The sequence below is a fragment of the Streptomyces sp. NPDC005899 genome (assembly GCF_040629645.1).
GTDB lineage: Bacteria > Actinomycetota > Actinomycetes > Streptomycetales > Streptomycetaceae > Streptomyces.
In genome coordinates this window covers 1-24162 of the sequence record NZ_JBEXWB010000040.1, presented here as the reverse complement: position 1 = coordinate 24162, position 24162 = coordinate 1, and the positions used below count along the sequence as shown (strand labels likewise).

At 71.2% G+C, this 24162-nt stretch carries 24 protein-coding genes; 20 read left to right on the top strand and 4 right to left on the bottom strand.

Annotated elements, in window-relative coordinates; translation table 11 throughout:
• The first annotated feature begins 70 nt into the window (after positions 1 to 70).
• The 15 genes from prmC to ABZ371_RS08115 all read left to right on the top strand — a co-directional run bounded on the left by prmC (position 71) and on the right by ABZ371_RS08115 (position 13824).
• Positions 71 to 916 (top strand): peptide chain release factor N(5)-glutamine methyltransferase, encoded by an 846-nt coding sequence (gene prmC, locus ABZ371_RS08185; protein ID WP_358675189.1) that lies wholly within the window; start codon positions 71 to 73, stop codon positions 914 to 916.
• 70 nt (positions 917 to 986) lie between these two features.
• Positions 987 to 1634 carry an L-threonylcarbamoyladenylate synthase gene (locus ABZ371_RS08180; protein ID WP_358675186.1) on the top strand — a complete coding sequence of 216 codons (648 nt, stop codon included), beginning with the start codon at positions 987 to 989 and terminating at the stop codon, positions 1632 to 1634.
• Positions 1631 to 2272 carry a protein-tyrosine-phosphatase gene (locus ABZ371_RS08175; protein ID WP_358675183.1) on the top strand — a complete coding sequence of 214 codons (642 nt, stop codon included), beginning with the start codon at positions 1631 to 1633 and terminating at the stop codon, positions 2270 to 2272. Before ABZ371_RS08180 ends, ABZ371_RS08175 begins: the two co-directional genes overlap by 4 nt.
• A 188-nt stretch (positions 2273 to 2460) precedes the next feature.
• Positions 2461 to 3750 (top strand): serine hydroxymethyltransferase, encoded by a 1290-nt coding sequence (gene glyA, locus ABZ371_RS08170; protein ID WP_358675180.1) that lies wholly within the window; start codon positions 2461 to 2463, stop codon positions 3748 to 3750.
• Positions 3751 to 3835: 85 nt separating this feature from the next.
• Positions 3836 to 5209, top strand: coding sequence for an MraY family glycosyltransferase (locus tag ABZ371_RS08165; RefSeq protein WP_358675177.1), 1374 nt, complete (start codon positions 3836 to 3838; stop codon positions 5207 to 5209).
• 262 nt (positions 5210 to 5471) lie between these two features.
• Complete coding sequence (locus ABZ371_RS08160) at positions 5472 to 5909, top strand: hypothetical protein (protein ID WP_358675174.1); 438 nt, start codon at positions 5472 to 5474, stop codon at positions 5907 to 5909.
• 227 nt (positions 5910 to 6136) lie between these two features.
• Positions 6137 to 6952: a F0F1 ATP synthase subunit A gene (gene atpB, locus ABZ371_RS08155; RefSeq protein ID WP_307124946.1), complete on the top strand. Its 816-nt coding sequence runs from the start codon at positions 6137 to 6139 to the stop codon at positions 6950 to 6952.
• Between the two features lie 73 nt (positions 6953 to 7025).
• Positions 7026 to 7271, top strand: coding sequence for an ATP synthase F0 subunit C (atpE, locus tag ABZ371_RS08150; RefSeq protein WP_014048348.1), 246 nt, complete (start codon positions 7026 to 7028; stop codon positions 7269 to 7271).
• 42 nt (positions 7272 to 7313) lie between these two features.
• The gene (locus ABZ371_RS08145; RefSeq protein ID WP_358675169.1) at positions 7314 to 7859 is read left to right on the top strand and encodes a F0F1 ATP synthase subunit B; all 546 of its coding nucleotides are present in this window, start codon (positions 7314 to 7316) and stop codon (positions 7857 to 7859) included.
• Complete coding sequence (locus ABZ371_RS08140) at positions 7856 to 8671, top strand: F0F1 ATP synthase subunit delta (RefSeq protein ID WP_358675166.1); 816 nt, start codon at positions 7856 to 7858, stop codon at positions 8669 to 8671. The genes ABZ371_RS08145 and ABZ371_RS08140 overlap by 4 nt, the downstream gene beginning before the upstream one ends.
• 145 nt (positions 8672 to 8816) lie before the next feature.
• Complete coding sequence (atpA, locus tag ABZ371_RS08135; RefSeq protein WP_358675163.1) at positions 8817 to 10388, top strand: F0F1 ATP synthase subunit alpha; 1572 nt, start codon at positions 8817 to 8819, stop codon at positions 10386 to 10388.
• 3 nt (positions 10389 to 10391) lie between these two features.
• On the top strand, positions 10392 to 11309 hold the full coding sequence (locus ABZ371_RS08130) for a F0F1 ATP synthase subunit gamma (RefSeq protein WP_358675160.1): 918 nt from the start codon (positions 10392 to 10394) through the stop codon (positions 11307 to 11309).
• Entirely contained in the window at positions 11309 to 12751 is a 1443-nt protein-coding gene (gene atpD, locus ABZ371_RS08125) for a F0F1 ATP synthase subunit beta (protein ID WP_307124942.1), read from the top strand. The genes ABZ371_RS08130 and atpD overlap by 1 nt, the downstream gene beginning before the upstream one ends.
• Before the next feature lie 109 nt (positions 12752 to 12860).
• On the top strand, positions 12861 to 13235 hold the full coding sequence (locus ABZ371_RS08120; RefSeq protein WP_358675156.1) for a F0F1 ATP synthase subunit epsilon: 375 nt from the start codon (positions 12861 to 12863) through the stop codon (positions 13233 to 13235).
• Positions 13236 to 13377: 142 nt separating this feature from the next.
• A complete protein-coding gene (locus ABZ371_RS08115) occupies positions 13378 to 13824 on the top strand; it encodes a DUF2550 domain-containing protein (protein ID WP_307124940.1) in 447 nt (148 codons plus the stop codon).
• Positions 13825 to 14251: 427 nt separating this feature from the next.
• On the opposite strand, the gene ABZ371_RS08110 is transcribed toward ABZ371_RS08115, so the two are convergent.
• The 3 genes from ABZ371_RS08110 to ABZ371_RS08100 form a co-directional block, all read right to left on the bottom strand.
• Positions 14252 to 16135 carry a glycoside hydrolase family 18 chitinase gene (locus ABZ371_RS08110; RefSeq protein WP_358675153.1) on the bottom strand — a complete coding sequence of 628 codons (1884 nt, stop codon included), beginning with the start codon at positions 16133 to 16135 and terminating at the stop codon, positions 14252 to 14254.
• Positions 16136 to 16317: 182 nt separating this feature from the next.
• A complete protein-coding gene (locus ABZ371_RS08105) occupies positions 16318 to 16968 on the bottom strand; it encodes a response regulator transcription factor (protein ID WP_358675150.1) in 651 nt (216 codons plus the stop codon).
• Positions 16965 to 18161 (bottom strand): histidine kinase, encoded by a 1197-nt coding sequence (locus tag ABZ371_RS08100; protein ID WP_358675147.1) that lies wholly within the window; start codon positions 18159 to 18161, stop codon positions 16965 to 16967. Before ABZ371_RS08100 ends, ABZ371_RS08105 begins: the two co-directional genes overlap by 4 nt.
• 151 nt (positions 18162 to 18312) lie before the next feature.
• Between ABZ371_RS08100 and ABZ371_RS08095 the strand changes: the two genes are divergently transcribed.
• Positions 18313 to 18870 carry a hypothetical protein gene (locus ABZ371_RS08095; protein ID WP_358675144.1) on the top strand — a complete coding sequence of 186 codons (558 nt, stop codon included), beginning with the start codon at positions 18313 to 18315 and terminating at the stop codon, positions 18868 to 18870.
• A gap of 1 nt (position 18871) precedes the next feature.
• Here the strand turns inward: ABZ371_RS08095 and ABZ371_RS08090 are convergent, their stop codons facing one another.
• Positions 18872 to 19444, bottom strand: a complete 573-nt coding sequence (locus ABZ371_RS08090; protein ID WP_358675141.1) for a cob(I)yrinic acid a,c-diamide adenosyltransferase — start codon at positions 19442 to 19444, stop codon at positions 18872 to 18874.
• 276 nt (positions 19445 to 19720) lie between these two features.
• On the opposite strand from ABZ371_RS08090, the gene ABZ371_RS08085 reads away from it, so the two are divergent.
• The 4 genes from ABZ371_RS08085 to ABZ371_RS08070 all read left to right on the top strand — a co-directional run bounded on the left by ABZ371_RS08085 (position 19721) and on the right by ABZ371_RS08070 (position 24087).
• Positions 19721 to 19873, top strand: coding sequence for a hypothetical protein (locus tag ABZ371_RS08085; RefSeq protein WP_358675139.1), 153 nt, complete (start codon positions 19721 to 19723; stop codon positions 19871 to 19873).
• A 112-nt stretch (positions 19874 to 19985) separates the two neighbouring features.
• The gene (locus ABZ371_RS08080; RefSeq protein WP_358675137.1) at positions 19986 to 20834 is read left to right on the top strand and encodes a 3-hydroxyacyl-CoA dehydrogenase family protein; all 849 of its coding nucleotides are present in this window, start codon (positions 19986 to 19988) and stop codon (positions 20832 to 20834) included.
• A 232-nt stretch (positions 20835 to 21066) separates the two neighbouring features.
• Positions 21067 to 21390: an STAS domain-containing protein gene (locus ABZ371_RS08075; protein ID WP_358675135.1), complete on the top strand. Its 324-nt coding sequence runs from the start codon at positions 21067 to 21069 to the stop codon at positions 21388 to 21390.
• A 216-nt stretch (positions 21391 to 21606) separates the two neighbouring features.
• The gene (locus ABZ371_RS08070; RefSeq protein ID WP_358675133.1) at positions 21607 to 24087 is read left to right on the top strand and encodes an ATP-binding protein; all 2481 of its coding nucleotides are present in this window, start codon (positions 21607 to 21609) and stop codon (positions 24085 to 24087) included.
• The last annotated feature ends 75 nt before the right edge of the window (positions 24088 to 24162 follow it).

Here is a 24162-nt window from a genome sequence, read left to right as displayed (position 1 = left end):
GCGACGAAGCCCCTCGGCCGCAGGCCCGCCCGAGCTGCGCCCACCCCGTGAACCCGTACGGAGATCCGCGATGAACCTGCTGCTCGCCGAGGTGGCCCAGGCCACCCAGCGGCTGGCCGACGCCGGCGTCCCCTCGCCGCGATTCGACGCCGAGGAACTCGCCGCCTTCGTGCACGACGTCAAGCGGGGCGAGCTGCACCGGGTGCCGGACGCCGACTTCGACGCCCGCTACTGGGAGACGATCGCCCGCCGCGAGGCCCGCGAGCCGCTCCAGCACATCACCGGACGCGCCTTCTTCCGCTACCTCGAACTCCAGGTGGGACCGGGCGTCTTCGTGCCCCGCCCCGAGACCGAGTCGGTCGTCGGCTGGGCGATAGACGCGGTCCGCGCGATGGACGTCGTCGAACCGCTGATCGTCGATCTGTGCACGGGTTCGGGCGCCATCGCCCTCGCGATGGCCCAGGAGGTGCCGCGCTCGCGCGTGCACGGCGTGGAGCTGTCCGAGGACGCCCTGAGGTGGACCCGCAAGAACGCCGAGGGGTCGAGGGTCACCGTCCACCGGGGGGACGCCCTCAGCGCCCTGCCGGAGCTCGACGGGCAGGTCGACCTGGTCATCTCGAACCCCCCGTACATCCCCCTCACCGAGTGGGAGTACGTGGCGCCCGAGGCCCGGGACCACGACCCGCAGATGGCGCTCTTCTCCGGCGAGGACGGTCTCGACACCATCCGCGGCATCGAGCGCACCGCGCACCGCCTCCTGCGCCCCGGCGGCCTCGTCGTCATCGAGCACGCCGACACCCAGGGCGGCCAGGTGCCGTGGATCTTCACCGAGGAGCGGGGCTGGGCCGACGCTGCCGACCACCCCGACCTGAACAAACGGCCCCGGTTCGCGACGGCCCGCAAGGCGATGCCGTGACCGCCGGTGCGCCACGACCGCACGACGACCCCTACCCGCCAGACCCGCATATGTCCGAGGAGGCCGGCTGATGGCACGGCGATACGACTGCAACGACGCGACCGACCGTACGACCGGCCTGCGTGAGGCCGCGTCCGCCGTCCGCCGCGGTGAACTGGTCGTCCTGCCCACCGACACCGTGTACGGGATCGGTGCGGACGCCTTCAGTTCCGAGGGAGTCGCCGACCTGCTCGACGCCAAGGGCCGCGGCCGGAACATGCCGACCCCCGTCCTGATCGGCTCACCGAACACCCTGCACGGCCTGGTCACGGACTTCTCCGAACAGGCGTGGGAGCTCGTCGACGCCTTCTGGCCCGGCGCCCTGACACTCGTCGCGAAGCACCAGCCGTCCCTCCAGTGGGACCTCGGCGACACCCGGGGCACGGTGGCCGTGCGGATGCCCCTGCACCCGGTCGCCATCGAACTGCTCACCGAGGTCGGCCCGATGGCCGTGTCCAGCGCCAACCTCACCGGACACCCCTCGCCCGAGGACTGCGACGCCGCCCAGGAGATGCTCGGGGACTCCGTCTCCGTCTACCTCGACGGCGGGCCGACCCCCGGAATCGTCCCGTCCTCCATCGTCGACGTCACCGGCGAGGTCCCCCTCCTCCTCCGGGCCGGAGCGCTCTCCGTGGAAGAGCTCCGCAAGGTGGTACCCGACCTCGAGGTGGCCAATTGACCGCCCCTGAGGGGCGTGGCATAGCGGGAGGACACGACACTTTCCGCATCCTCCACGTCAGCACCGGCAACGTCTGCCGCTCGCCCATCACCGAGCGGCTGACCCGCCATGCCCTGGTGGACCGCCTCGGCGATCCGCTCAGCGGCGGCCTGATCGTGGAGAGCGCGGGCACCTGGGGGCACGAGGGCGCGCCCATGGAGGCCAACGCCGAGGTCGTCCTCGCGGACTTCGGCGCCGACGCCACCGGCTTCGTCGGCCGCGAGCTGCTGGACGAGCACGTCATCCGCGCCGACCTCGTCCTCACCGCCACCCGCGACCACCGGGCCCAGGTGATCTCGATGGGCCACTCGGCCGGTCTGCGCACCTTCACGCTCAAGGAGTTCACCCGGCTGGTGCGGGCCATAGATCCGGCGACGCTGCCCGACGCCCACGAGGAGGGCGTCGTCGAACGCGCCCGCGCCCTGGTGCGCGCCGCGGCCGCCCTGCGCGGCTGGCTCCTGGCGCCCACCGCCGAGGCGGACGAGGTCTTCGACCCGTACGGCGCGCCCATCACGTTCTTCCGTTCCATCGGCGATGAGATCAACCAGGCGCTCGACCCCGTGGTGACCGCGCTGACGGGCGTACGCGCCCCGCACTGAGCGCCGCGCGCGTGCGGGTGCGCCGACCGGCGTACGGGACCGCCCGGCGGCGGGCACACCGCCCGGTGCGGGCCTACATTGGAGCTGGAAGCCGCTGTCCGACCCCGCCGGGCCCGTAACGGAGCCCGTCCGAGGGAGCCGGTGGCAGTTTCCGGCCAGCGCCCCCCCCTCAGGCCCGGAGCCGTCACATGCCGGTCACCACTCCAGCCGCACCAGCCGCGGTGTCCCCGCAGTCCCCGTCCGGCGACGCCATGCCGCAGGACTTCGCGTCCCTGTTCCGCCAGGACCCGGAGGTCGCCGGCATCCTGCTGGCCGAGACGGGCCGCCAGTCGAGCACGCTCCAGCTCGTCGCCGCCGAGAACTTCGCCTCGCCCGCCGTCCTGGCCGCTCTCGGCTCGCCGCTCGCCAACAAGTACGCCGAGGGCTACCCCGGCGCCCGCCACCACGGCGGCTGCGAGCACGCGGACGCGGCCGAACGCGTCGCGGTGCGGCGGGCCATGTCGCTGTTCGGCGCCGAGCACGCCAACGTCCAGCCCCACTCCGGCTCCTCCGCCGTCCTCGCCGCCTACGCCGCCCTGCTCCGCCCCGGCGACACCGTGCTGGCCATGGGACTCCCGTACGGGGGGCACCTCACCCACGGCGCTCCGGGGAACTTCTCCGGCCGCTGGTTCGACTTCGCCGGTTACGGAGTGGATCCCGGCAGCGGGCTGATCGACTACGCGCAGGTGCGCTCCCTGGCACGGGCCCGCCGCCCCAAGGCGATCGTCTGCGGCTCGATCTCCTATCCCCGCCACCCCGACTACGAGGCGTTCCGCGACATCGCCGACGAGGTGGGCGCCTACCTGATCGCCGACGCCGCGCACCCGATGGGCCTGATCGCCGGCGGAGCCGCGCCCAGCCCCGTCCCGTACGCGGACGTGGTGTGCGCCACGACGCACAAGGTGCTGCGGGGGCCGCGCGGCGGCATGATCCTGTGCGGTGCGGAGCTCGCCCAGCGGATCGACCGCGCCGTGTTCCCGTTCACCCAGGGCGGCGCCCAGATGCACAGCGTCGCGGCGAAGGCCGTGGCGTTCGGGGAGGCGGCCACCCCGGCCTTCGCGCTCTACGCCCACCAGGTGGTCGTCCACGCCCGCGCCCTGGCGGCGGGCCTGGAGGCCGAGGGCTTCGGAATCACGACGGGCGGCACGGACACCCACATCGTCGTCGCGGACCCCGCGCCGCTGGGGGTCGACGGACGCACCGCCCGTGAGCGCCTCGCGGATGCCGGCATCGTCCTCGACACCTGCGCCCTGCCCCACGGGGACGGGCGCGGCCTCCGGCTCGGTACCGCGGCCGTCACGACCCAGGGCATGGACGACGCCGACATGGCGCGGATCGCCGTGCTGTTCGGGGCCGCGGTGCGGGAGGAGGGGGACGCCGGCCGGCTGCGGGCCGGGGTGCGGGAACTGGCGGAACGCAATCCGCCCTATCCGGGGTAGCCCGGGGACCGTGCAACCGTCACCCCTGCCCGGTCGTCCCCGTTCATGGGACTAGGGTGTGGGGCTGAGATGGCCGGCGAAATCTGTGGGGCAGCCTGTGCGTGATTACCTGCTGACGCTCTGTGTCACGGCAGCCGTTACCTACCTGCTGACCGGGCCGGTGCGGAAGTTCGCCATCGCGGTCGGGGCGATGCCCGCGATCCGTGCGCGCGACGTGCACCGGGAACCGACACCGCGGCTCGGTGGCATCGCCATGTTCGGCGGGCTGTGCGCGGGGCTGATCGTCGCCGACCACCTGTTCAACCTGAACGGTGTCTTCGAACTCTCCAACGAGCCGAGGGCGCTGCTCTCCGGAGCCGCGCTGATCTGGCTCATCGGCGTACTGGACGACAAGTTCGAGATCGACGCCCTGATCAAGCTCGGCGGGCAGATGATCGCCGCCGCCGTCATGGTCATCCAGGGTCTGACGATCCTGTGGCTGCCGATCCCCGGGGTCGGCACGGTGGCCCTGACCCAGTGGCAGGGGACGTTGCTCACCGTCGCACTGGTCGTGATCACCATCAACGCGGTGAACTTCGTCGACGGTCTCGACGGCCTGGCGGCCGGCATGGTGTGCATCGCCTCCGCCGCGTTCTTCCTGTACACCTACCGGCTCTGGTACGGGTACGGGATCGAGGCCGCCGCCCCCGCGACCCTGTTCGCCGCCATCCTCATGGGCATGTGCCTGGGCTTCCTGCCGCACAACATGCACCCGGCCCGGATCTTCATGGGCGACTCGGGCTCCATGCTGATCGGGCTGGTGCTCGCCGCCGGCGCGATCTCCGTCACCGGCCAGGTCGACCCGGACGCGATGAAGCTCTTCGAGGGCAGTGAGCGGCAGGCGACCCACGCGATGCTGCCGGTCTTCATCCCGCTGCTGCTGCCGCTGACGATCATCGCCATCCCGGCCGCCGACCTCATCCTGGCGATCGTGCGGCGCACCTGGAACGGCCAGTCGCCGTTCGCGGCCGACCGCGGGCACCTGCACCACCGGCTGCTGGAGATCGGGCACTCGCACAGCAGGTCCGTCCTGATCATGTACTTCTGGTCGGCCCTCATCGCGTTCGGCGCCGTCGGGTACTCGGTGCACTCGGCCTCGCTGTGGATCGTGCTGGTGATCGTCGGACTCAGCGCGGTGGGCCTCGTCCTCCTGCTCATGCCGCGCTTCACCCCGCGCGCGCCGCGCTGGGCCGAGACCTTCGTGCCCCCGCGCTACCGGCGCCGGCGCCGTGACTCGGCGGGGGACGAGGCGGCGGACGGGGCGACGGAGGGTGAACGGCCGTCCGGCGGCTCGCACATGGCGAGCGGGGACGCGGACCGCGCCCCCGTGGCCGTGGGCGTCTCCGGCGTCAACGGAGCGACCGCGATCGGCCCCCGTTCGCGGTTCACCCACCGAGACCGCGCCGATTCGTCACGTTGACGTTTCGGACATGAAAGCCCATTACCATGCGAAGCGCTGCGATGTCCTGCGCACACGCGCGGGGTAGCCCTCATGTGTGACAGTGGGCACACCTTTCGGGTAAAGACCTCATCAAATAGTTTGTGATACCGTTCACGAAGCCCGGTGACAGAGCCGAAGGAACCTAGAGAGACGGTTCCTCGGCCGGAGGCACCGACTCGTGCCGGGCCTACGCTCGTCCCTGACGACCACTGCCCACCCCCTGCAAAGCGGAGCCAGCGCCATGCCGTCCAACGACGTCCGGACTCTCCTCCACACCGCCGTGCCCACTGCTGCCGCCGGTGTCGTCACCGTCGCCGTCAGCGGTGTGCTCGCCGGCGGCAAGGGGGCGATCGGGGCGGCGGTCGGGACGCTGGTGGTGATCCTCTTCATGGGGATCGGTCTCACCGTTCTCCAGCGCACCGCGAAGTCGCTGCCGCACCTGTTCCAGTCCATGGGGCTCGCGCTCTACACGACCGAACTGCTGCTGCTCTTCGTCTTCGTGGCCGCTTTCAAGGACACGACGCTCTTCAACCCGAGGGCGTTCGCCGCGGCGATCATCGTCGCGACGCTCACCTGGGTCGCCGCGCAGATCCGTGTCCACATGACGACCAAGACCCTCTATGTCGAACCGGAACCCTCCGTGGCCAGGAAGCCCGAGAACACGGGGTCCTCGACGTGAGGGGTAGGGCCGGGATAAGCGCGCCGTCGGGACCCTGCTATCGTCCGGTGCCAACTGCGGCACTGCGGACGCGGGCATCCGATCCGAATCGACGCCCGCTCCATCGCGAGGCGTAATGCCTGAGCCGCCCCCCATCCGTAACACCAGTCCAGTGCCGACCAGCGGCTGCCTGCCGCGCCGACACAACGAGGTTGCCGTACCTATGCGCCACGCTGAAGGAGCCCGCGGTGAGTGCTGACCCGACGACGGTGCTCGCCTTCGAGACCGACTGCCACATCTTCGACGGATGCGGCTTCCCGGCTCCTGGCCTGCACTCCTTTGTTTTCGAGCCGATGTTCACGGTCGGCGGCATCGAGATCAACAAGCCGATGCTGCTGGCGGTCCTGAGCACCGTTGTCGTCGTCGGCTTCTTCTGGGCGGCGTTCAACAAGCCGAAGCTGGTGCCCGGAAAGCTCCAGATGGTCGCCGAGGCGGGTTACGACTTCATCCGCACCGGCGTGGTCTACGAGACGCTCGGCAAGCGTGAGGGCAAGAAGTACGTGCCCCTCATGGTCTCGCTCTTCTTCTTCATCTGGATCATGAACCTCTGGGCGATCATCCCGCTCGCCCAGTTCCCGGTGGTCTCGGTCATCGGTTTCCCGGTGGCGCTGGCCGCGATCGTGTACGTCCTGTGGGTCAGCCTGACCTTCAAGCGGCACGGCTTCGTCGGCGGCTGGAAGAACATCTCCGGCTACGACCCGTCGATCGGCCCGGCTCTCCCGTTCGTCATGCTCATCGAGATCATGTCGAACCTGCTGATCCGGCCGTTCACCCACGCCGTGCGACTCTTCGCCAACATGTTCGCCGGCCACGTGCTGCTGCTGATCTTCACGATCGCCAGCTGGTACCTGCTGAACGGCATCGGCATCGCCTACGCCGGTGTCTCGTTCGTGATGACCATCCTGATGACCGCCTTCGAGCTCTTCATCCAGGCGCTGCAGGCCTACGTGTTCGTGCTTCTGGCCTGCAACTACATTCAGGGCGCTCTCGCCGAGCACCACTGAGCAGCCAGCCCCACCCCCGATAGTCGTCCGGTGGCCAACCCCCACCGGTTCTGAAAGAGAAGGAAGAAACGGCATGTCCGCTCTTGAGACCCTCGCCGCCGTCAACATCACGGGCAACCTCGGTTCCATCGGTTACGGCCTCGCCGCGATCGGCCCCGGCGTCGGCGTCGGCATCATCTTCGGTAACGGCACGCAGGCGCTGGCCCGTCAGCCCGAGGCCGCCGGCCTGATCCGCTCCAACCAGATCCTCGGCTTCGTCCTCTGTGAGGCGCTCGCCCTGATCGGTCTCGTCATGCCCTTCGTCTACCCGGTCGACTAAGTCGCGGCATTCCGACTGCCCGATGCGACGAAAGGCATTGATGTGAACGCCCTACAGCTGGCGGCCGAGGAAGAGATCCAGAACCCGCTGCTTCCGGCGATCCCCGAGATCGTCATCGGCCTGATCGCCTTCGCCATCGTCTTCGGTTTCCTCGCCAAGAAGCTCCTCCCGAACATCAACAGGGTTCTGGAAGAGCGCCGCGAGGCCATCGAAGGCGGTATCGAGAAGGCCGACGCGGCCCAGACCGAGGCCCAGAGCGTTCTTGAGCAGTACAAGGCTCAGCTCGCCGAGGCCCGCCACGAGGCCGCCCGCCTGCGCCAGGAGGCGCAGGAGCAGGGTGCCGTCATCATCCAGGAGATGAGGGCGGAGGGTCAGCGGCAGCGCGAGGAGATCATCGCCGCCGGCCACGCCCAGATCGAGGCCGACCGCAAGGCCGCCGCCTCGGCGCTGCGTCAGGACGTGGGCTCACTCGCCACCGCCCTGGCCGGCAAGCTCGTCGGCGAGTCCCTCGAGGACCACGCCCGGCAGAGCGGCACCGTCGACCGTTTCCTCGACGAGCTCGAGGCGAAGGCCGAGGCCGTCCGATGAACGGAGCGAGCCGCGAGGCACTGGCCGCCGCACGTGAGCGTCTCGACGCGCTGACCGACTCCACGTCGGTCGACGCGGCGGAGCTCGCCGGCGAGCTGGCCGCCGTCACCGCGCTGCTCCACCGCGAGGTGTCGCTGCGCCGGGTCCTGACCGACCCGTCGCAGGGCGGCGAGGCCAAGGCCGAGCTGGCCGGGCGGCTGCTGCGCGGTCAGGTCGGCGGCGAAGCCGTGGACCTGGTGTCCGGCATGGTCCGCTCCCGCTGGTCGCAGTCGCGTGACCTGGTCGACGCGGTCGAGGAACTGGCGAACACCGCGGACCTCACCGCCGCCCAGCGCGCGGGCGTCCTGGACGACGTCGAGGACGAGCTGTTCCGCTTCGGCCGGATCGTCGGCTCGGACGTGGCACTGCGGTCCGCCCTGACCAGCAAGTCGGCGCCGGCCGCCGCCAAGAGCGGGCTGCTGCGCAGCCTGCTCGGCGGAAAGGCGCAGCCCGTCACCGAGCGCGTGGTCACACGTCTCGTGACGCAGCCCCGTGGACGTAGCCTGGAAGCGGGACTCGAAACCCTGTCCAGGCTCGCCGCGGAGCGCCGGGACCGCACGGTCGCCGTCGTCACCTCGGCGGTGCCGCTGTCCGATCGCCAGAAGCAGCGCCTCGGCGCCGCCCTGGCGAAGATCTACGGCCGGCAGATGCACCTGAACCTGGACGTGGACCCCGAGGTCCTCGGCGGGATCTCGGTGCGCGTCGGTGACGAGGTCATCAACGGCACGATCGCGGAGCGCCTCGAAGAGGTCACCCGCAGGATGGCCGGCTGACAGCGCGCAGCGCCACACCGCACCAACTGAACGAGCAAGAACAGCGGCCCGGTTGGGCCGTGCAGAAATTGCAGAAGATTCCTGGGGGTCGCCCCCAGACCCCATTGAGAAACTTCGGGCCCAACAAGGAGAGCAGGGAACCCAGATGGCGGAGCTCACGATCCGGCCGGAGGAGATCCGGGACGCACTGGATAACTTTGTCCAGTCGTACCAGCCGGACGCGGCCTCGCGCGAGGAGGTCGGTACGGTCAGCGTTGCCGGTGACGGCATCGCGAAGGTGGAGGGTCTGCCCTCCGCCATGGCGAACGAGCTGCTGAAGTTCGAGGACGGAACCCTCGGTCTCGCCCTCAACCTCGAGGAGCGCGAGATCGGTGCGATCGTCCTCGGCGAGTTCAGCGGAATCGAGGAGGGCCAGCCGGTGCAGCGCACCGGTGAGGTGCTCTCCGTCGGCGTCGGCGAGGGTTACCTCGGCCGCGTCGTCGACCCGCTCGGCAACCCGATCGACGGTCTCGGCGAGATCGCGACCGAAGGCCGTCGCGCCCTCGAGCTGCAGGCCCCCGGCGTCATGGTCCGCAAGTCGGTCCACGAGCCGATGCAGACCGGTTACAAGGCCGTCGACGCCATGGTGCCGATCGGCCGTGGTCAGCGTCAGCTGATCATCGGCGACCGTCAGACGGGTAAGACCGCTCTGGCCGTCGACACGATCATCAACCAGCGTGACAACTGGCGCTCGGGCGACGTGAACAAGCAGGTGCGCTGCATCTACGTCGCCATCGGTCAGAAGGGCTCCACCATCGCCTCCGTGCGCGGTGCCCTGGAAGAGGCCGGCGCGCTCGAGTACACGACCATCGTCGCCGCCCCGGCGTCCGACCCGGCCGGCTTCAAGTACCTGGCGCCGTACACCGGTTCGGCCATCGGCCAGCACTGGATGTACGACGGCAAGCACGTCCTCATCATCTTCGACGACCTCTCGAAGCAGGCCGACGCCTACCGCGCCGTGTCGCTTCTGCTGCGCCGTCCGCCGGGCCGCGAGGCCTACCCGGGCGACGTCTTCTACCTGCACTCGCGTCTGCTGGAGCGCTGCGCCAAGCTCTCCGACGACATGGGCGCCGGTTCGATGACGGGCCTCCCGATCGTCGAGACCAAGGCGAACGACGTGTCGGCGTTCATCCCGACCAACGTCATCTCCATCACCGACGGCCAGTGCTTCCTGGAGTCCGACCTGTTCAATGCGGGTCAGCGTCCGGCGCTCAACGTCGGTATCTCGGTCTCCCGTGTCGGTGGTTCCGCCCAGCACAAGGCCATGCGCCAGGTGTCCGGCCGCCTCCGTGTGGACCTCGCCCAGTACCGCGAGCTGGAGGCGTTCGCCGCCTTCGGTTCCGACCTGGACGCGGCCTCCAAGGCGTCGCTGGAGCGCGGCAAGCGCATGGTCGAGCTGCTGAAGCAGCCCCAGTACGCCCCGTTCCCCGTCGAGGAGCAGGTCGTCTCCGTCTGGGCCGGCACCACCGGCAAGATGGACGACGTCCCGGTCGAGGACATCCGCCGCTTCGAGAGCGAGCTGCTGGAGTACCTGCGCCGCGAGCGCAAGGACCTCCTGACCAGCATCGCCGAGGGCGCGAAGATGTCCGACGACACGCTGCAGTCGATCGCCGACGCGATCGCCGCCTTCAAGCAGCAGTTCGAGACCTCGGACGGCAAGCTCCTGGGCGAGGGCTGATCGATGGGCGCTCAGCTTCGCGTTTACAAGCGCCGCATCCAAGCCGTCACCGCGACCAAGAAGATCACCAAGGCGATGGAGATGATCGCCGCCTCGCGCATCGTCAAGGCGCAGCGCAAGGTGGCGGCGTCGATGCCGTACGCGACCGAGCTCACCCGTGCGGTGACCGCGGTCGCGACCGGCTCCAACACCAGGCACCCGCTCACCACCGAGGCCGAGGCCCCGGCCCGGGCCGCGGTCCTGCTCCTCACGAGCGACCGCGGTCTGGCCGGCGGCTACTCCTCCAACGCCATCAAGGCGGCGGAGCGGCTGCGGGAGCGGCTGGCGGCCGAGGGCAAGGAGGTCGACACGTACATCGTCGGCCGCAAGGGTGTCGCGTACTACGGCTTCCGTGAGCGCAAGGTCTCGGAGTCGTGGACCGGCTTCACGGACAGCCCCGAGTACTCGGATGCCAAGAAGATCGCCGCGCCCCTGATCGAGTCCATCCAGAAGGACACGGCCGAGGGCGGGGTGGACGAGCTGCACATCGTCTTCACCGAGTTCGTCTCGATGATGACGCAGAACGCGGTCGACGGCCGGATGCTGCCGCTGTCGCTCGACAAGGGCGAGGACGAGAGCACCGAGAAGGGCGAGATCCTTCCGCTGTTCGAGTTCGAGCCGTCGGCCGAGGACGTCCTCGACGCCCTTCTGCCGCGCTACGTCGAGAGCCGCATCTACAACGCACTGCTGCAGGCCGCCGCTTCCGAGCACGCCGCCCGCCGCCGTGCGATGAAGTCGGCGACCGACAACGCCGGGGACCTCATCAAGAGCCTCTCCCGGCTTGCCAACGCGGCCCGCCAGGCCGAAATCACCCAGGAAATCAGCGAGATCGTCGGCGGTGCAGGTGCTCTGGCCGACGCGTCCGCGGGGAGTGACAAGTAATGACGACGACAGTTGAGACGGCCGCTGCCACGGGCCGCGTCGCCCGGGTCATCGGCCCGGTCGTCGACGTGGAGTTCCCCGTCGACGCGATGCCGGAGATCTACAACGCCCTGCACGTCGAGGTCGACGACCCGGCCGAGGCCGGCGCGCGCAAGCTGCTGACCCTCGAGGTCGCCCAGCACCTGGGTGACGGCGTGGTCCGCGCGATCTCGATGCAGCCCACCGACGGTCTGGTCCGCCAGGCCGCGGTGACCGACACGGGTGCGGGCATCACCGTCCCCGTCGGTGACGTCACCAAGGGCAAGGTGTTCAACACCCTCGGCCAGATCCTGAACGAGCCGGAGGCCGAGGCGCAGATCACCGAGCGCTGGCCGATCCACCGCAAGGCCCCGGCCTTCGACCAGCTCGAGTCGAAGACCGAGATGTTCGAGACCGGCCTGAAGGTCGTCGACCTGCTGACCCCGTACGTCAAGGGCGGCAAGATCGGTCTGTTCGGTGGTGCGGGCGTCGGCAAGACGGTCCTCATCCAGGAAATGATCATGCGTGTGGCGAAGCTGCACGACGGTGTGTCGGTGTTCGCCGGTGTCGGCGAGCGCACCCGTGAGGGCAACGACCTCATCGACGAGATGACCGAGTCGGGCGTCCTGGACAAGACCGCGCTGGTCTTCGGCCAGATGGACGAGCCGCCGGGCACCCGTCTGCGGGTCGCACTGTCCGCCCTGACCATGGCGGAGTACTTCCGCGATGTGCAGAAGCAGGACGTGCTGCTCTTCATCGACAACATCTTCCGCTTCACGCAGGCCGGTTCCGAGGTCTCCACGCTGCTCGGCCGCATGCCGTCCGCGGTGGGTTACCAGCCGACCCTGGCCGACGAGATGGGTGTGCTCCAGGAGCGCATCACCTCGACGCGTGGCCACTCGATCACCTCGATGCAGGCGATCTACGTCCCCGCGGACGACCTGACCGACCCGGCTCCGGCCACCACGTTCGCCCACCTCGACGCGACGACGGTTCTCTCCCGTCCGATCTCGGAGAAGGGCATCTACCCGGCCGTGGACCCGCTGGACTCCACGTCCCGCATCCTGGACCCGCGCTACATCGCGCAGGACCACTACGAGGCCGCCAGCCGCGTCAAGGGGATCCTCCAGAAGTACAAGGACCTCCAGGACATCATCGCGATCCTCGGTATCGACGAGCTGGGCGAGGAGGACAAGCTCGTCGTCCACCGTGCCCGTCGCGTCGAGCGCTTCCTGTCGCAGAACACCCACGCCGCCAAGCAGTTCACCGGCCTGGACGGTTCGGACGTCCCGCTCGACGAGTCGATCGCCGCGTTCAACGCGATCTGCGACGGGGAGTACGACCACTTCCCCGAGCAGGCGTTCTTCATGTGCGGTGGCATCGACGACCTCAAGGCGAAGGCCAAGGAGCTCGGCGTCTCCTGAGCCTCCGGCTCACCGAGGGGGGTGGGCGTGTCCCGCCCCCCTCACCACGCCCCGTAGAATTGAACCGACACCCGGCACGACCGCCGGGTGGTGACCCGAGGAGCCACCCTTGGCTGCTGAGCTGCATGTCGAGCTGGTCGCCGCGGACCGCAGTGTCTGGTCCGGCGAGGCCACCCTCGTCGTCGCACGTACCACGTCCGGCGACATCGGCGTCATGCCCGGTCACCAGCCGCTTCTCGGTGTGCTGGAGTCGGGCCCGGTGACGATCCGTACGAGTGACGGCGGGACGGTCGTCGCCGCTGTGCACGGCGGTTTCATCTCGTTCGCCGACAACAAGCTTTCGCTGCTCGCGGAGATCGCCGAGCTGGCGGACGAGATCGACGTCAAGCGCGCCGAGCGTGCGCTGGATCGTGCGAAGTCGGACACGGACGCCGCTGCCGAGCGGCGCGCCGATGTGCGACTGCGTGCGGTGGCGGCGCACTGAGCGTCCCCACGAAGTGTGTATGACTCAGCCGCGGCCCGTTCCGGAAGCATCCGGAGCGTGTCGCGGCTGAGGCGATGCAGGTGCAGTCCGGTTCGGCTGGGTTCGGTATCCGTTACTCGACGATGCGAGGAGGTCGGTGGAAATGGTCCTCGCTTTGTGGGTGGGCGGCCTGGTCGTCGTGCTGGTCGCGGTGGGTCTGTTCGTCTTCGGTCTGCGCAGGCGGCTGATCCAGCGGTCCGGCGGAACCTTCGACTGCAGTCTGCGCTGGGACGTGTCCGAGGAGCCCGACCCGTCGGGCAAGGGCTGGGTCTACGGGGTCGCCCGTTACAGCGGTGACCGCGTCGACTGGTTCCGTGTCTTCTCCTACGCCCCCCGCCCGCGCCGGGGCCTGGAGCGCTCCGCCATCGAGGTGGTCGCGCGCCGGCTGCCCGAGGGCGAGGAGGAGCTTGCCCTCCTGTCCGATTCCGTCGTGCTCGGCTGCCTCCACCGGGGGACGCGCCTGGAGCTGGCGATGAGCGAGGACGCCCTGACCGGCTTCCTCGCCTGGCTGGAGGCGGCACCGCCCGGCCAGCGGGTCAACGTGGCCTGAGGGTTTTCCCCGTATACGCCCTGCGGTCAATGCCGCCCGAGGGCTTGCTCCTCCGCCCTGCGGGTCAACGTATGGCCTGAGGGCTTCCCCGTACCCGCCTTGCGATCGACGGGCCTGGAGTTTCCCCGTACCCGCCCTGCGCCGCACCGATCCGCCGACGCGCGCCGATCCACCGGCGTCCCCAGGGACGGCGCCGAGCGCCACTCGTGCGGTGCGGCCGTGCTCATGGGGCCGGGTGCCCCGCCCGGCTCCGGACCGTGGTCCGGCTGACGCCCACGGGAGGCCGACGGCCACGAGCGGCCCGACCGGACGGGGGAGTGGATGACCGGCGCCGGCAGCCCGTGGACATGCGAAAGCCGGGGAGACAGGGGGCGGACCTGTCTCCCCGGCGCTTTTGCGGGGTGGTGCCGGTGGTGCGGCGTGGGGATTAGTTGAGGCCGCTGTCCATCGCGCTCACGAGCTCGCCGTTCGCGGTGTCACCACTGAACTCCCAGAAGAACGCGCCTCCCAGGCCCTGGGTGTTCGCCCAGGCCATCTTGGACGTGATCGTGGCCGGGGTGTCGTAGCTCCACCAGTTGGTGCCGCAGTGGGCGTACGCGGTGCCGGCGATGGTGCCGGTGACCGGGCAGCTGTTCTTGAGGACCTTGTAGTCCTCGATGCCCGCCTCGTACGTGCCCGGGGCGGCCCCGGTCGCCGTGCCGCCGGGGGCGGCCTGGGTGACGCCGGTCCAGCCGCGGCCGTAGAAGCCGATGCCGAGCAGCAGCTTCTTGGCCGGGACGCCCTTGGCCTTCAGCTTGGCGATGGCGGCGGCAGTGGTGAAGCCGTCCTTCGGGATGCCGCTGTACGAGGTCAGCGGGGAGTGCGGAGCCGTCGGGCCCTTGGCCTCCCAGGCGCCGAAGAAGTCGTACGTCATCACGTTGTACCAGTCGAGGTACGCCGAGGCGCCGCCGTAGTCGGCCGCGTCGATCTTGCCGCCTTCGGTGCCGTCCGCGGTGATGGCGGCGGTGACCAGGTTGTTCGTGCCGAACTTGGTGCGCAGCGCCGAGGAGAGGTTCTTCAGCGCGGCGGGACCGCTGGTGTCACAGGTCAGACCACAGGCGTTGGGGTACTCCCAGTCGATGTCGATGCCGTCGAAGACATCGGCCCAGCGGGGGTCCTCCACCAGGTCGTAGCAGGACTGGGCGAACGCGGCCGGGTTCTGCGCCGCGGCACCGAAGCCACCGGACCAGGTCCAGCCGCCGAACGACCAGATGACCTTGATGTGGGGGTACTTGGCCTTGAGCTTGCGGAGCTGGTTGAAGTTGCCGCGCAGCGGCTGGTCCCAGGTGTCGGCGACGCCGTCGACCGACTGGTCGGCGGTGTAGGCCTTGTCGTAGTCGGCGTAGGCGTCACCGATGGTGCACTTGCCGCCCTGGACGTTGCCGAACGCGTAGTTGATGTGGGTGATCTTCGCGGCGGAGCCCGAGGTCACGAGGTTCTTGACGTGGTAGTTGCGCCCGTAGACGCCCCACTCGGTGAAGTAACCGAGGTTGACCTTCTCGCCCGGGTTCGGGTTCTCGCCCCCGCCGCCGCCGGTGGTGTGGACCTTGACCGCGCCGCTGACCGGTCCGGTCTGGTCGGCGGTGTCACGGGCCTGCACGGCGTACGAGTAGTCGGTGCCGGCGGTGAGGCCGGTGTTGGTGTACGTCGTACCGGTGACCGTGGCGATCTTGGATCCGTCGCGCAGGACGTCGTAGTTCTTGACGCCCTTGTCGTCCGTCGCGGCGCTCCAGCTGAGCTTCACGGAGGTGTCGGTGACACCGCTCGCGGTGGGGGTGCCGGGCGCCGAGGGGGCGTTGTCGCCGGGGACGCTGCCGCCGTCACAGGAGGCGCCGTTCAGCTTGCAGCCGGCGGGGGAGCCGGTGCCGGTGCCGTTGAAGCCGAAGCTGACGCTGGCGCCGGGGGCGACCGTGCCGTTCCAGCCGAGGTTCTTGGCGGTCCAGTGCGTTCCGGTGTTGGTGACGGTGGCGTCCCAGGCGGAGCCGACCGCGGTGCCGGAGGGGAAGTCCCACTCGATCGTCCAGGAGGAGAGGGCGGTGGTTCCGGTGTTCTTGACCGTCCACTGCCCCTCGAAGCCGTTGCCCCAGCTGGACTTCTTGACGTAGGTGGCGGTCGCCGACGTGGCAGCCTCGGCGGGGGAGGCCAGCCCGACCATCGCGGCGAGCGGCAGGAGCAGCGCGGTCAGGCCCGCGACCGCCTTGGATCGGGTGGCTTCACCGGTTCCGAGTCTCCATCTGGGTCGGGATCGGCGTTGGGGGGTGTCAGTGCTCAACGGTGCTCCTCGGGTGAGGTCGGCAAACGGGGGTGGTCCGTGGACTGCAGACCCTGCGTCGCCCTGAGCGCGCTTGTCATGGCGTACTCACCGCAGCGTGCGTGTCCGGTGAGATTAGGAAGGTCTGGACCAATCGTCAAGAGGTCCAGACCAAAGTTGTCCCGCCGGCCCGGCCCCACGACTCAGAGGCGCAACTCGCGCGCGAGCACCGCCGCTTGGACCCGGCTGCGCAGCTCCAGCTTTCCCAGCAGCCTGCTGACGTGCGTTTTCACCGTCGCCTCGGCCATCGACAGCCGCCCCGCGATCTCGGCGTTGGACAGTCCCTCACCCAGGCAGCCCAGCACCTCCCGCTCCCTGCGCGTCAACGCGTCCAGAGCCTCCCGGCCCGGCCCGCCCGTCCGGCGCGGGGAGGTGCTCCCGGCGAACTCCTCGATCAGCCGCCGCGTGACGGCCGGTGCGATGAGGCCCTCGCCGCGCGCCACCGTGCGTACCCCCTCCACGAGGTCGCGGGCGTCCGTGTGCTTCAGCAGGAAGCCGGCGGCGCCCGCGCGGAGCGCCCCGAAGACGTACTCGTCCAGATCGAACGTGGTCAGCACCAGGACGTCGGCCGTTCCCTCCGCGACCACCTGCCGCGTCGCGGACACCCCGTCCAGCCTGGGCATCTGTATGTCCATCAGCACCACGTCCGGCCGCAGTCCACGGGCCAGGCGCACGGCGGCCTCACCGTCGGCCGCCTCGCCCACCACCTCGATGTCCGGGGCGCTGCGCAGGATCAGCACCAGCCCCGCGCGCACCGCCGACTGGTCCTCCGCGACCAGTACCCGGATGGTCATGTCCGGTACGTCCTCTCGTCGGCGGGCAGTTCGGCCCGCACCAGCCAGATCTCCGTGCCGTCGTCCCCCGGCTCCGGCCCCGCCCCGATCGTCCCTCCCAGCAGCGCCACCCGTTCCCGCATCCCCACCAGACCGGCCCCCGAGCCGGGTGCCCGCGGACCCGGCCGGTCGCCGAACACGCTGCTCACCTCCACCGTCAGCACCCCGCGCGACCGCCTCAGCCGGACGGTCACCGGGCCCGGCGCCGCGTGCTTCAGCGCGTTCGTCAGCGACTCCTGGACGATGCGGTACGCGGCCAGTTCCACCGGTGCGGGCAGCGACCCGGACTCCTGGCGGGCGTCGTCCAGCGTGACGGTCAGCCCGCTGGACGCGGAGTTCGCGCCCGCCTGCCCGACGAGGGCGTCCAGGCCCGCGAGGGTCGGCGCGGCGGCCGGCGGCCCGGTCGCGCCGCTCTCCCTCAGCAGCCCGATCAGCCGCCGCATCTCGGACAGCCCGTCGACGCTGTTCCGCCGGATCACCCCGAGTGCCTCCCGGGAGGTGGCCGGATCGTCGATCGACAGGGCGGCGGTGGAGTGGATGGCGATCGCGGAGAGGTGGTTGGCGACCATGTCGTGCAGCTCCCGGGCCATCCGGGCGCGCTCGGCGGTCACCGCCTGCACCCGGTCCATCTCGGCCAGCAGCGCGGTCTGGTCGGCACGCAGCCGGGCCGCCTCGGCGGCCTCCCGGTGGTTGCGCACGCTGACACCGGTCAGCGCGGGGGCGAGGAGGACGAGCCCGGCGGCCACACCGATCAGCAGTGCCTCGGGGCTGCGGAGCCAGGCGAAGACCCCGAGGGTGGCGGCGAGGGTGGCCAGGAAGGCGGCCACCGGGATGCGCCGGGCGGCGGCCGGGGGCCCGTACACGACGGCCGCGTACAGGAGGTCGGTGTACATCAGGACGGTCGCCAGGCTGCCCGTCGTCAGCTGGTCGGCGACCAGGGCGAGCGTCCCGGCGGCGACCGCCGCCCGCGGCCGGATCCGGCGCAGCAGCTCCAGGCCCGCGGTCACCACGAGCGGCACCAGGGCCACCCAGTGGGCGTCGAGGACCCGGCCTCCCTGGGTGTGCAGCCCGGCGGTCCAGAGCACCAGCCCGCCCACCAGCCCGGTCACCGCGATCAGTACGTCGTGGCGGTGCGGCCGCGGAGAGGTGAACACCCGCCCATCCAACACGGCCCGGGCCCGCGGCACGTCCGTACCCGGGGTGAGGCGCGGCTACATCGAAGGATGCAGTCCGGTCTCGTCACCGCAGACGACGATGCGGCGCCGCCCGGCAGGGAGCCTGGAGGGGACCGGGAGGAGAACCGCCGTGATCGTCACACTGATCGTGCTCTGCGAGGCCGGCTTCTGGGTGCTGCTGGCCGCCGGGCTCGGACTGCGGTACGTCGCCGGGATGCCGAGGGCGGGCTCGGCCGTGCTGCTGTGCGAGCCGGTGCTGGAGCTGGTCCTGCTGGTGGCGACGGCCGTCGACCTCAGGAACGGCGCCGAGCCGGACTGGAAGCACGGCCTGGCCGCCGTCTACATCGGCTTCACCGTGGGACTCGGCCACTCGACCGTCAAGTGGGTCGACGCCAGGGTCGCCCACCGCTTCGCGGGCGGCCCGCCGCCGGTGAGGCCCCCGAAGTACGGGATGGCGCGGGCCGCCCACGAGTGGCGCACCGCCGCCCGCTGGACCGTGGCCGCGGTGACCGCCATCGCCCTGCTGGAGGCGGCGGCCCGGTACGTCGGCGGGGACGGCGACGTCGGCTCGCTGCGGGCGTGGCAGAGGAAGATGCTCTGGGTGATCGGTGTCAACCTCGTCATCGCCGTCGGCTACACCGTCGCCCCGAAGCGGGAGCCGAAGGACCGGGTGGACGCCGGCCGCTGAGTCAGCGCTCGCCGCCCGGCACCCACAACACGTCCCCGACCTCCTTGTTCGCCGTCCTCGCGAGGATGAACAGGAGGTCGGAGAGGCGGTTCAGGTAGGTCGCCGTCAGCGCGTTCATCACGTCCCCGTGCACCTCCAGCGCCGCCCAGGTGGACCGCTCCGCCCGCCTGACGACCGTGCAGGCCTGATGCAGCAGCGCCGCCCCCGGGGTGCCACCCGGCAGGATGAAGCTCCGCAGCTTCTCCAGCTCCTCCAGGAAGGTGTCGCAGTCCGCCTCCAGCTTGTCGACGTAGGACTGCTCGACCCGCAGCGGGGGGTACTTCGGATCCTCCACCACCGGGGTGCTCAGGTCGGCGCCGACGTCGAACAGGTCGTTCTGGACCCGGACCAGGACCTTGACCACGTCCTCGGGGAGGTTTCCGAGCGCGATCGCCGTCCCGATCACGGCGTTGGCCTCGTTGGCGTCGGCGTACGCGGAGATCCGGAGATCGGTCTTGGCGGTCCGGCTCATGTCTCCGAGGGCGGTGGTGCCCTGGTCGCCGGTACGGGTGTAGATGCGCGTCAGATTGACCATGGGCCCAGCGTAGTTTCGCTCCGGCCCCCGGAGGACACGCGTGCCGGCCGTCACAGCCGGAAGGGCGGACGCGAGCGCCACCAGCACCCCGTACGGCACGCGCTCGGCTCGTCGAGGCGCCGGAGCAGGGCACCCTCGACGCCCGGCTCCGGCGCCTCGGCCGGAGGCCCAGCTGCCCCAGGAGGCGGCCCTGCGGGCGGAGTCCGGGGCGGAGGCCGGTGGCCCGGACCCCCCGGACCTGGTGGCGGGTCAGCTCTCGCGGTCCCACAGCACGCGATGGCGCACATCGGCCGCGAGATGGTCGCGGGCCGCGAGCCGGAGGAGGTGTCACGCCACGCTGACGGCCTGCTCGACGACATGGAGGAGCCCCTCGGTGAGAAGGCGCTCACCCGCAACGCGGCGCGCCGCCGCGTGACACGGCCGATGTGATGTCCGTCATGTGAGACGTGACGCGCATCTCTTCGCGGCCCCAGGGCTCCTCACGGGTACTAACCTCCGCCGGAGAGCATGTGAACCGTCGACAGTGCATAGGGGTGCCAACGTGGCCAGGAAGCTCGCCGTCATCGGCGCCGGACTCATGGGGTCCGGCATCGCGCAGGTCTCCGCCCAGGCGGGCTGGGACGTCGTCCTGCGCGACGTCACCGACGAGGCCCTGACGCGCGGACGCGACGGCATCGAGGCGAGCTACGCCAGATTCGTCTCCAAGGGCAAGCTGACGGCCGCCGACGCCGAGGCGTCCCTCGCCCGCATCACCACGACCACCGACCTCGACGCCGTGGCCGACGCCGACGTCGTCGTCGAGGCCGTCTTCGAGAAGCTGGAGGTCAAGCACGAGATCTTCAGGGCGCTCGACAAGGTCGTACGGGAGGACGCAGTCCTCGCCTCCAACACCTCCGCCATCCCGATCACCAAGATCGCGGCGGCGACGGAGCGGCCGGAGCGCGTCGTCGGTGTGCACTTCTTCTCGCCGGTCCCGATGATGCAGCTCTGCGAGCTGGTGCGCGGCTACAAGACCAGTGACGAAACCCTCGCCAGGGCCCGGGAGTTCGCCGAGTCCGTCGGCAAGAACTGCATCGTCGTCAACCGCGACGTGGCGGGCTTCGTCACCACCCGGCTCATCTCCGCGCTCGTCGTCGAGGCGGCCAAGCTGTACGAGTCGGGCGTCGCCTCCGCCGAGGACATCGACACCGCCTGCAAGCTCGGCTTCGGCCACGCCATGGGACCGCTCGCGACGGCTGACCTGACCGGCGTCGACATCCTGCTGCACGCCACGGGCAACATCTACACCGAGTCCCAGGACGAGAAGTTCGCGGCCCCCGAGCTGATGCGCCGGATGGTCGACGCAGGTGACATCGGCCGCAAGAGCGGGCAGGGCTTCTACACCTACTGATCGTTTCCAGGTCCCCGGCCTTCCGATGTGCCGTCAGCCGGCCGGGGTCCCTCCGGCGTCCGCTGTCCGGAGCCTCCGGGCCGGAGGAGCCGACTCACCCCTCAGGGTGAATTCGGTATCGGTTCGCTTACGGACGGCAACTTCCCTGTCGCTGCGGCAGTCAGTTGGTGCAGGGACAGAAGCGATTTCAGACAGACAGACACCTTGCTGCGGAGTCATCCGGGGAGCGCATATGCATATCAGGGGCGACCACGCCGAGCTGGTCGTCGGGGGCCGCCTCGACGTCCGAAGCGCGGCGGACGCCCGTACGGTTCTGCATGCGGCCGTCGACGACGGCGCCGGTGACCTCGTCCTGGACCTGGCCGAACTGGACTCCTGGGACGCCACCGGACTCGGCGTCATCATGGGGGCGCACCGCCGGGCGGGCCGTGCCGGCCGGCGGCTGGTCCTGCGCGGCGTGCCGCCGCAGATGCAGCGCCTCCTCGTCGCGACGCGACTGCATCGCATTCTGGCCATCGAGGGTGGAATCGCCGCGGAGTCACTGCCGCGCGTCTAGACCCTCCCGGGCCGGTGCGGCGCGCACATTCCTCACGAAGACGTGACGGGCCGGACGGCCCGGCCCCCCGCTGGTGCGCGGATACCGTGCGAAGGTTTAGGGTTCGGCCGTCTGCCGGTTCACGGACCCACGGGCGGACACCGGACCGGAAGCGACAGCAGGGCGTGCGAGGCCGGGTAGGGGCAACCGCGCACTACGCGTCTGGGGGACTTGACGATGGATCCGACCGATCGTGAGCCGGGGGAGTACGGCCACGACGACGCCCGCTCCGGCGAGGACACCGAGCGCCGGCGGCCCCGCGAAGCGCTGACGCCCGACTTCGGGCACCAGGCCGCTCAGCAGGCCCGCACGGTGCGGCTGACCTCGGGTGACCTCCTCCTCACGGTCAACCCCGTCGACGGCAGCGAGATCGAGCCCTGCCGGCCCGGAGAGCGGCCCGCCCCGCCCGTACGGCACACCGCCGCCCAGCGCGCCGAGCGGGAACGTGCCGCGGCGCCACCCGTGCCGCCGGGCCCGCCCGCACCCCGGCTGCCTCTCCTGGAACGCCAGGAGGAGCGCGAGCGGCTCGTGGGCCTGCTGGCACGGGGCCGCTCGGTGCGGCTCACCGGCCCCGCGGGCTCCGGCCGCACCGCCCTGCTGGACGCCGTCGCCACCGACTGCGCGGGCTTGGCGCCCGACGGGGTGGTCCGGCTCTCCGCATACAAGAGGTCCGCCACGGACCTGCTGTACGGGCTCTTCGAGGCCGTCTTCCGGGCGCCGCTGCACCGGCCCGACCGCGAGGGCCTCCTGGCCCTCGTCCACGGCATCGGCGCCGTGGTCGTCCTCGACGACCTGGAGCTGGGCGGCACGGCGCTGCAGGAGCTCCTCGACGCGACACCGGAGTGCGCGTTCCTCTTTGCCACGACCTCGCAGGTGCCGACCCCCGCCGCGGACGCGGACATCGAGGAGGTCTTCCTCTCCGGCCTGGACCGCGCCGCCTCGGTCGAGTTGCTGCGGCACGTCGTCGAGCGCCCCCTCACCGAGGAGGAGGCGAACTGGGCGGGTGACCTCTGGTTCGAGTCCGAGGGGCTGCCCCTGCGCTTCGTGCAGGCCGGCGCCCTGCTGCGCCGGCGTGACGAGGCCCGCGCGGACCCGGAGGCCTTCGGCGACGGCGAACCCGTCGAGACGCCCTTCGGCCGGATCGAGCCGAGGGACGTACCGCTGCCCGGCCTGGGCGAGGCCGCGGCTCCCGCCGCCCTGCTCGCCTCCTCGCTGAGCGAGGCGGCCCGCGAGACCCTGCGCTTCGCCGTCGCCCTCGGCGGGGAGGTCCCGCACCAGGCGCACCTCCCGGCCCTCGTGGGGGACACCCACGCCGACGCCGCGCTGGGGGAGCTGTCCCTGTGCGGTCTGCTCTCGCCGGCGGGATGCCGCTACCGGCTGGCCGCCGGTGCCCTGGCACAGCTGGAGGCGAGCGGTTACGGAGAGGGCGCCGAGGCGCGCGCCCGCAGCGCCGCCCAGCACTACGCCTGGTGGGCGGGGCACCCGTCCGTCACCCCCGAACGCGCGGTCGCGGAGGCGGACGCCGTCCTCGCGTCGATGGCTCCGCTCCTGCCGGGCGACGCCGGGAGCCAGGCCGGCGTCGCCGTCCTGCTGGCGCGCAGCGCCTCTCCCGCCTTCGCGGCGGGGCTGCACTGGGGCGCCTGGGAGAAGGCCCTCAGGATCGGACAGGAGGCGGCCAGGATCGCCGGCGAGGTGGCGGAAGAGGCCTACTTCCACCACGAGCTGGGAGTCCTGGCCCTCTGCACCGGTCATCTGGACCGGGCCAGGGCGGAGCTGGAGGCGTCCATCGGCATGCGCGGCGCACTCGCCGACAAGGCCGGGGCGGTGGCGGGCCGCAGGGCGCTGGCGCTCGTCGAGGACCGCTCCGGCGGACCGTCACCGGACGGCGCCGTCCCGGCCGCCGAGGTCGCGCCCGTCCCGCCGCCCGGCGGCGTACCGGCCGTGACGCCCCTCTTCCCCCGCCGGATCGAGGAGCCGCCCACCCTGGTCTCCCCGCAGGCACCTCCGCCCCCCGCGCCCGGCAGGATCGCCGGCGTGCTCGGGGGCGTGCTCGGTGGCCGCACGGCGGTGCTCCGGGGCGCCCGGCGCAACCTCGTCGCGGTGGGTGCGGGCGCGCTGCTGGCGGCCGTGCTGGGCACCGTGGTGACGCTCGGCGTGACCTCCGGCAGCGAGGACCCGGAGGGCGGCGACGTCACGACCGAGCGGTCGGCCACCGAGGACGACAGCCAGGACGCGTCCCCGGCGGACGAGCCGCCGAGCCGCCCGGCTCCCGAGGACGGCCCGTCCCGCGGGACCACGTCCCCGGGCGCGTCCGGCAGCGCCGCCCCCTCCGCCGCTACGACGCCGTCCCCGGGCACGACGGGCCCCGCGGCGAGCCCGGGCACGGGCACCCCCTCCAGCGGCACGTCGAGCGGACCCCCGGCGTCCGGGGACCCGTCGCCCACCGGGAAACCGACCGGGCCCTCGGCCACGCCGAGCTCCACGCCCCCGACGACGTCACCGGACCCGACTCCCAGCGAGAGCACGGAGGAGCCGTCCCCCACGGACTCCCCCTCCCCGCCGGAGACCGGCAACTCGGCGAGCGGCCCGGCGGAGTCGGCGTCCGCCTCCGGGACGGGACCGGCGAGCCCGTCCGGCGCCGCCCCGACGGTGACCTGACACCAGGAGACCGCCGGGCGCGGACCGGAGCATCCGGTGCGCCCGGCGGCCGGGGCAGGTCAGCCGCGGGCCGCC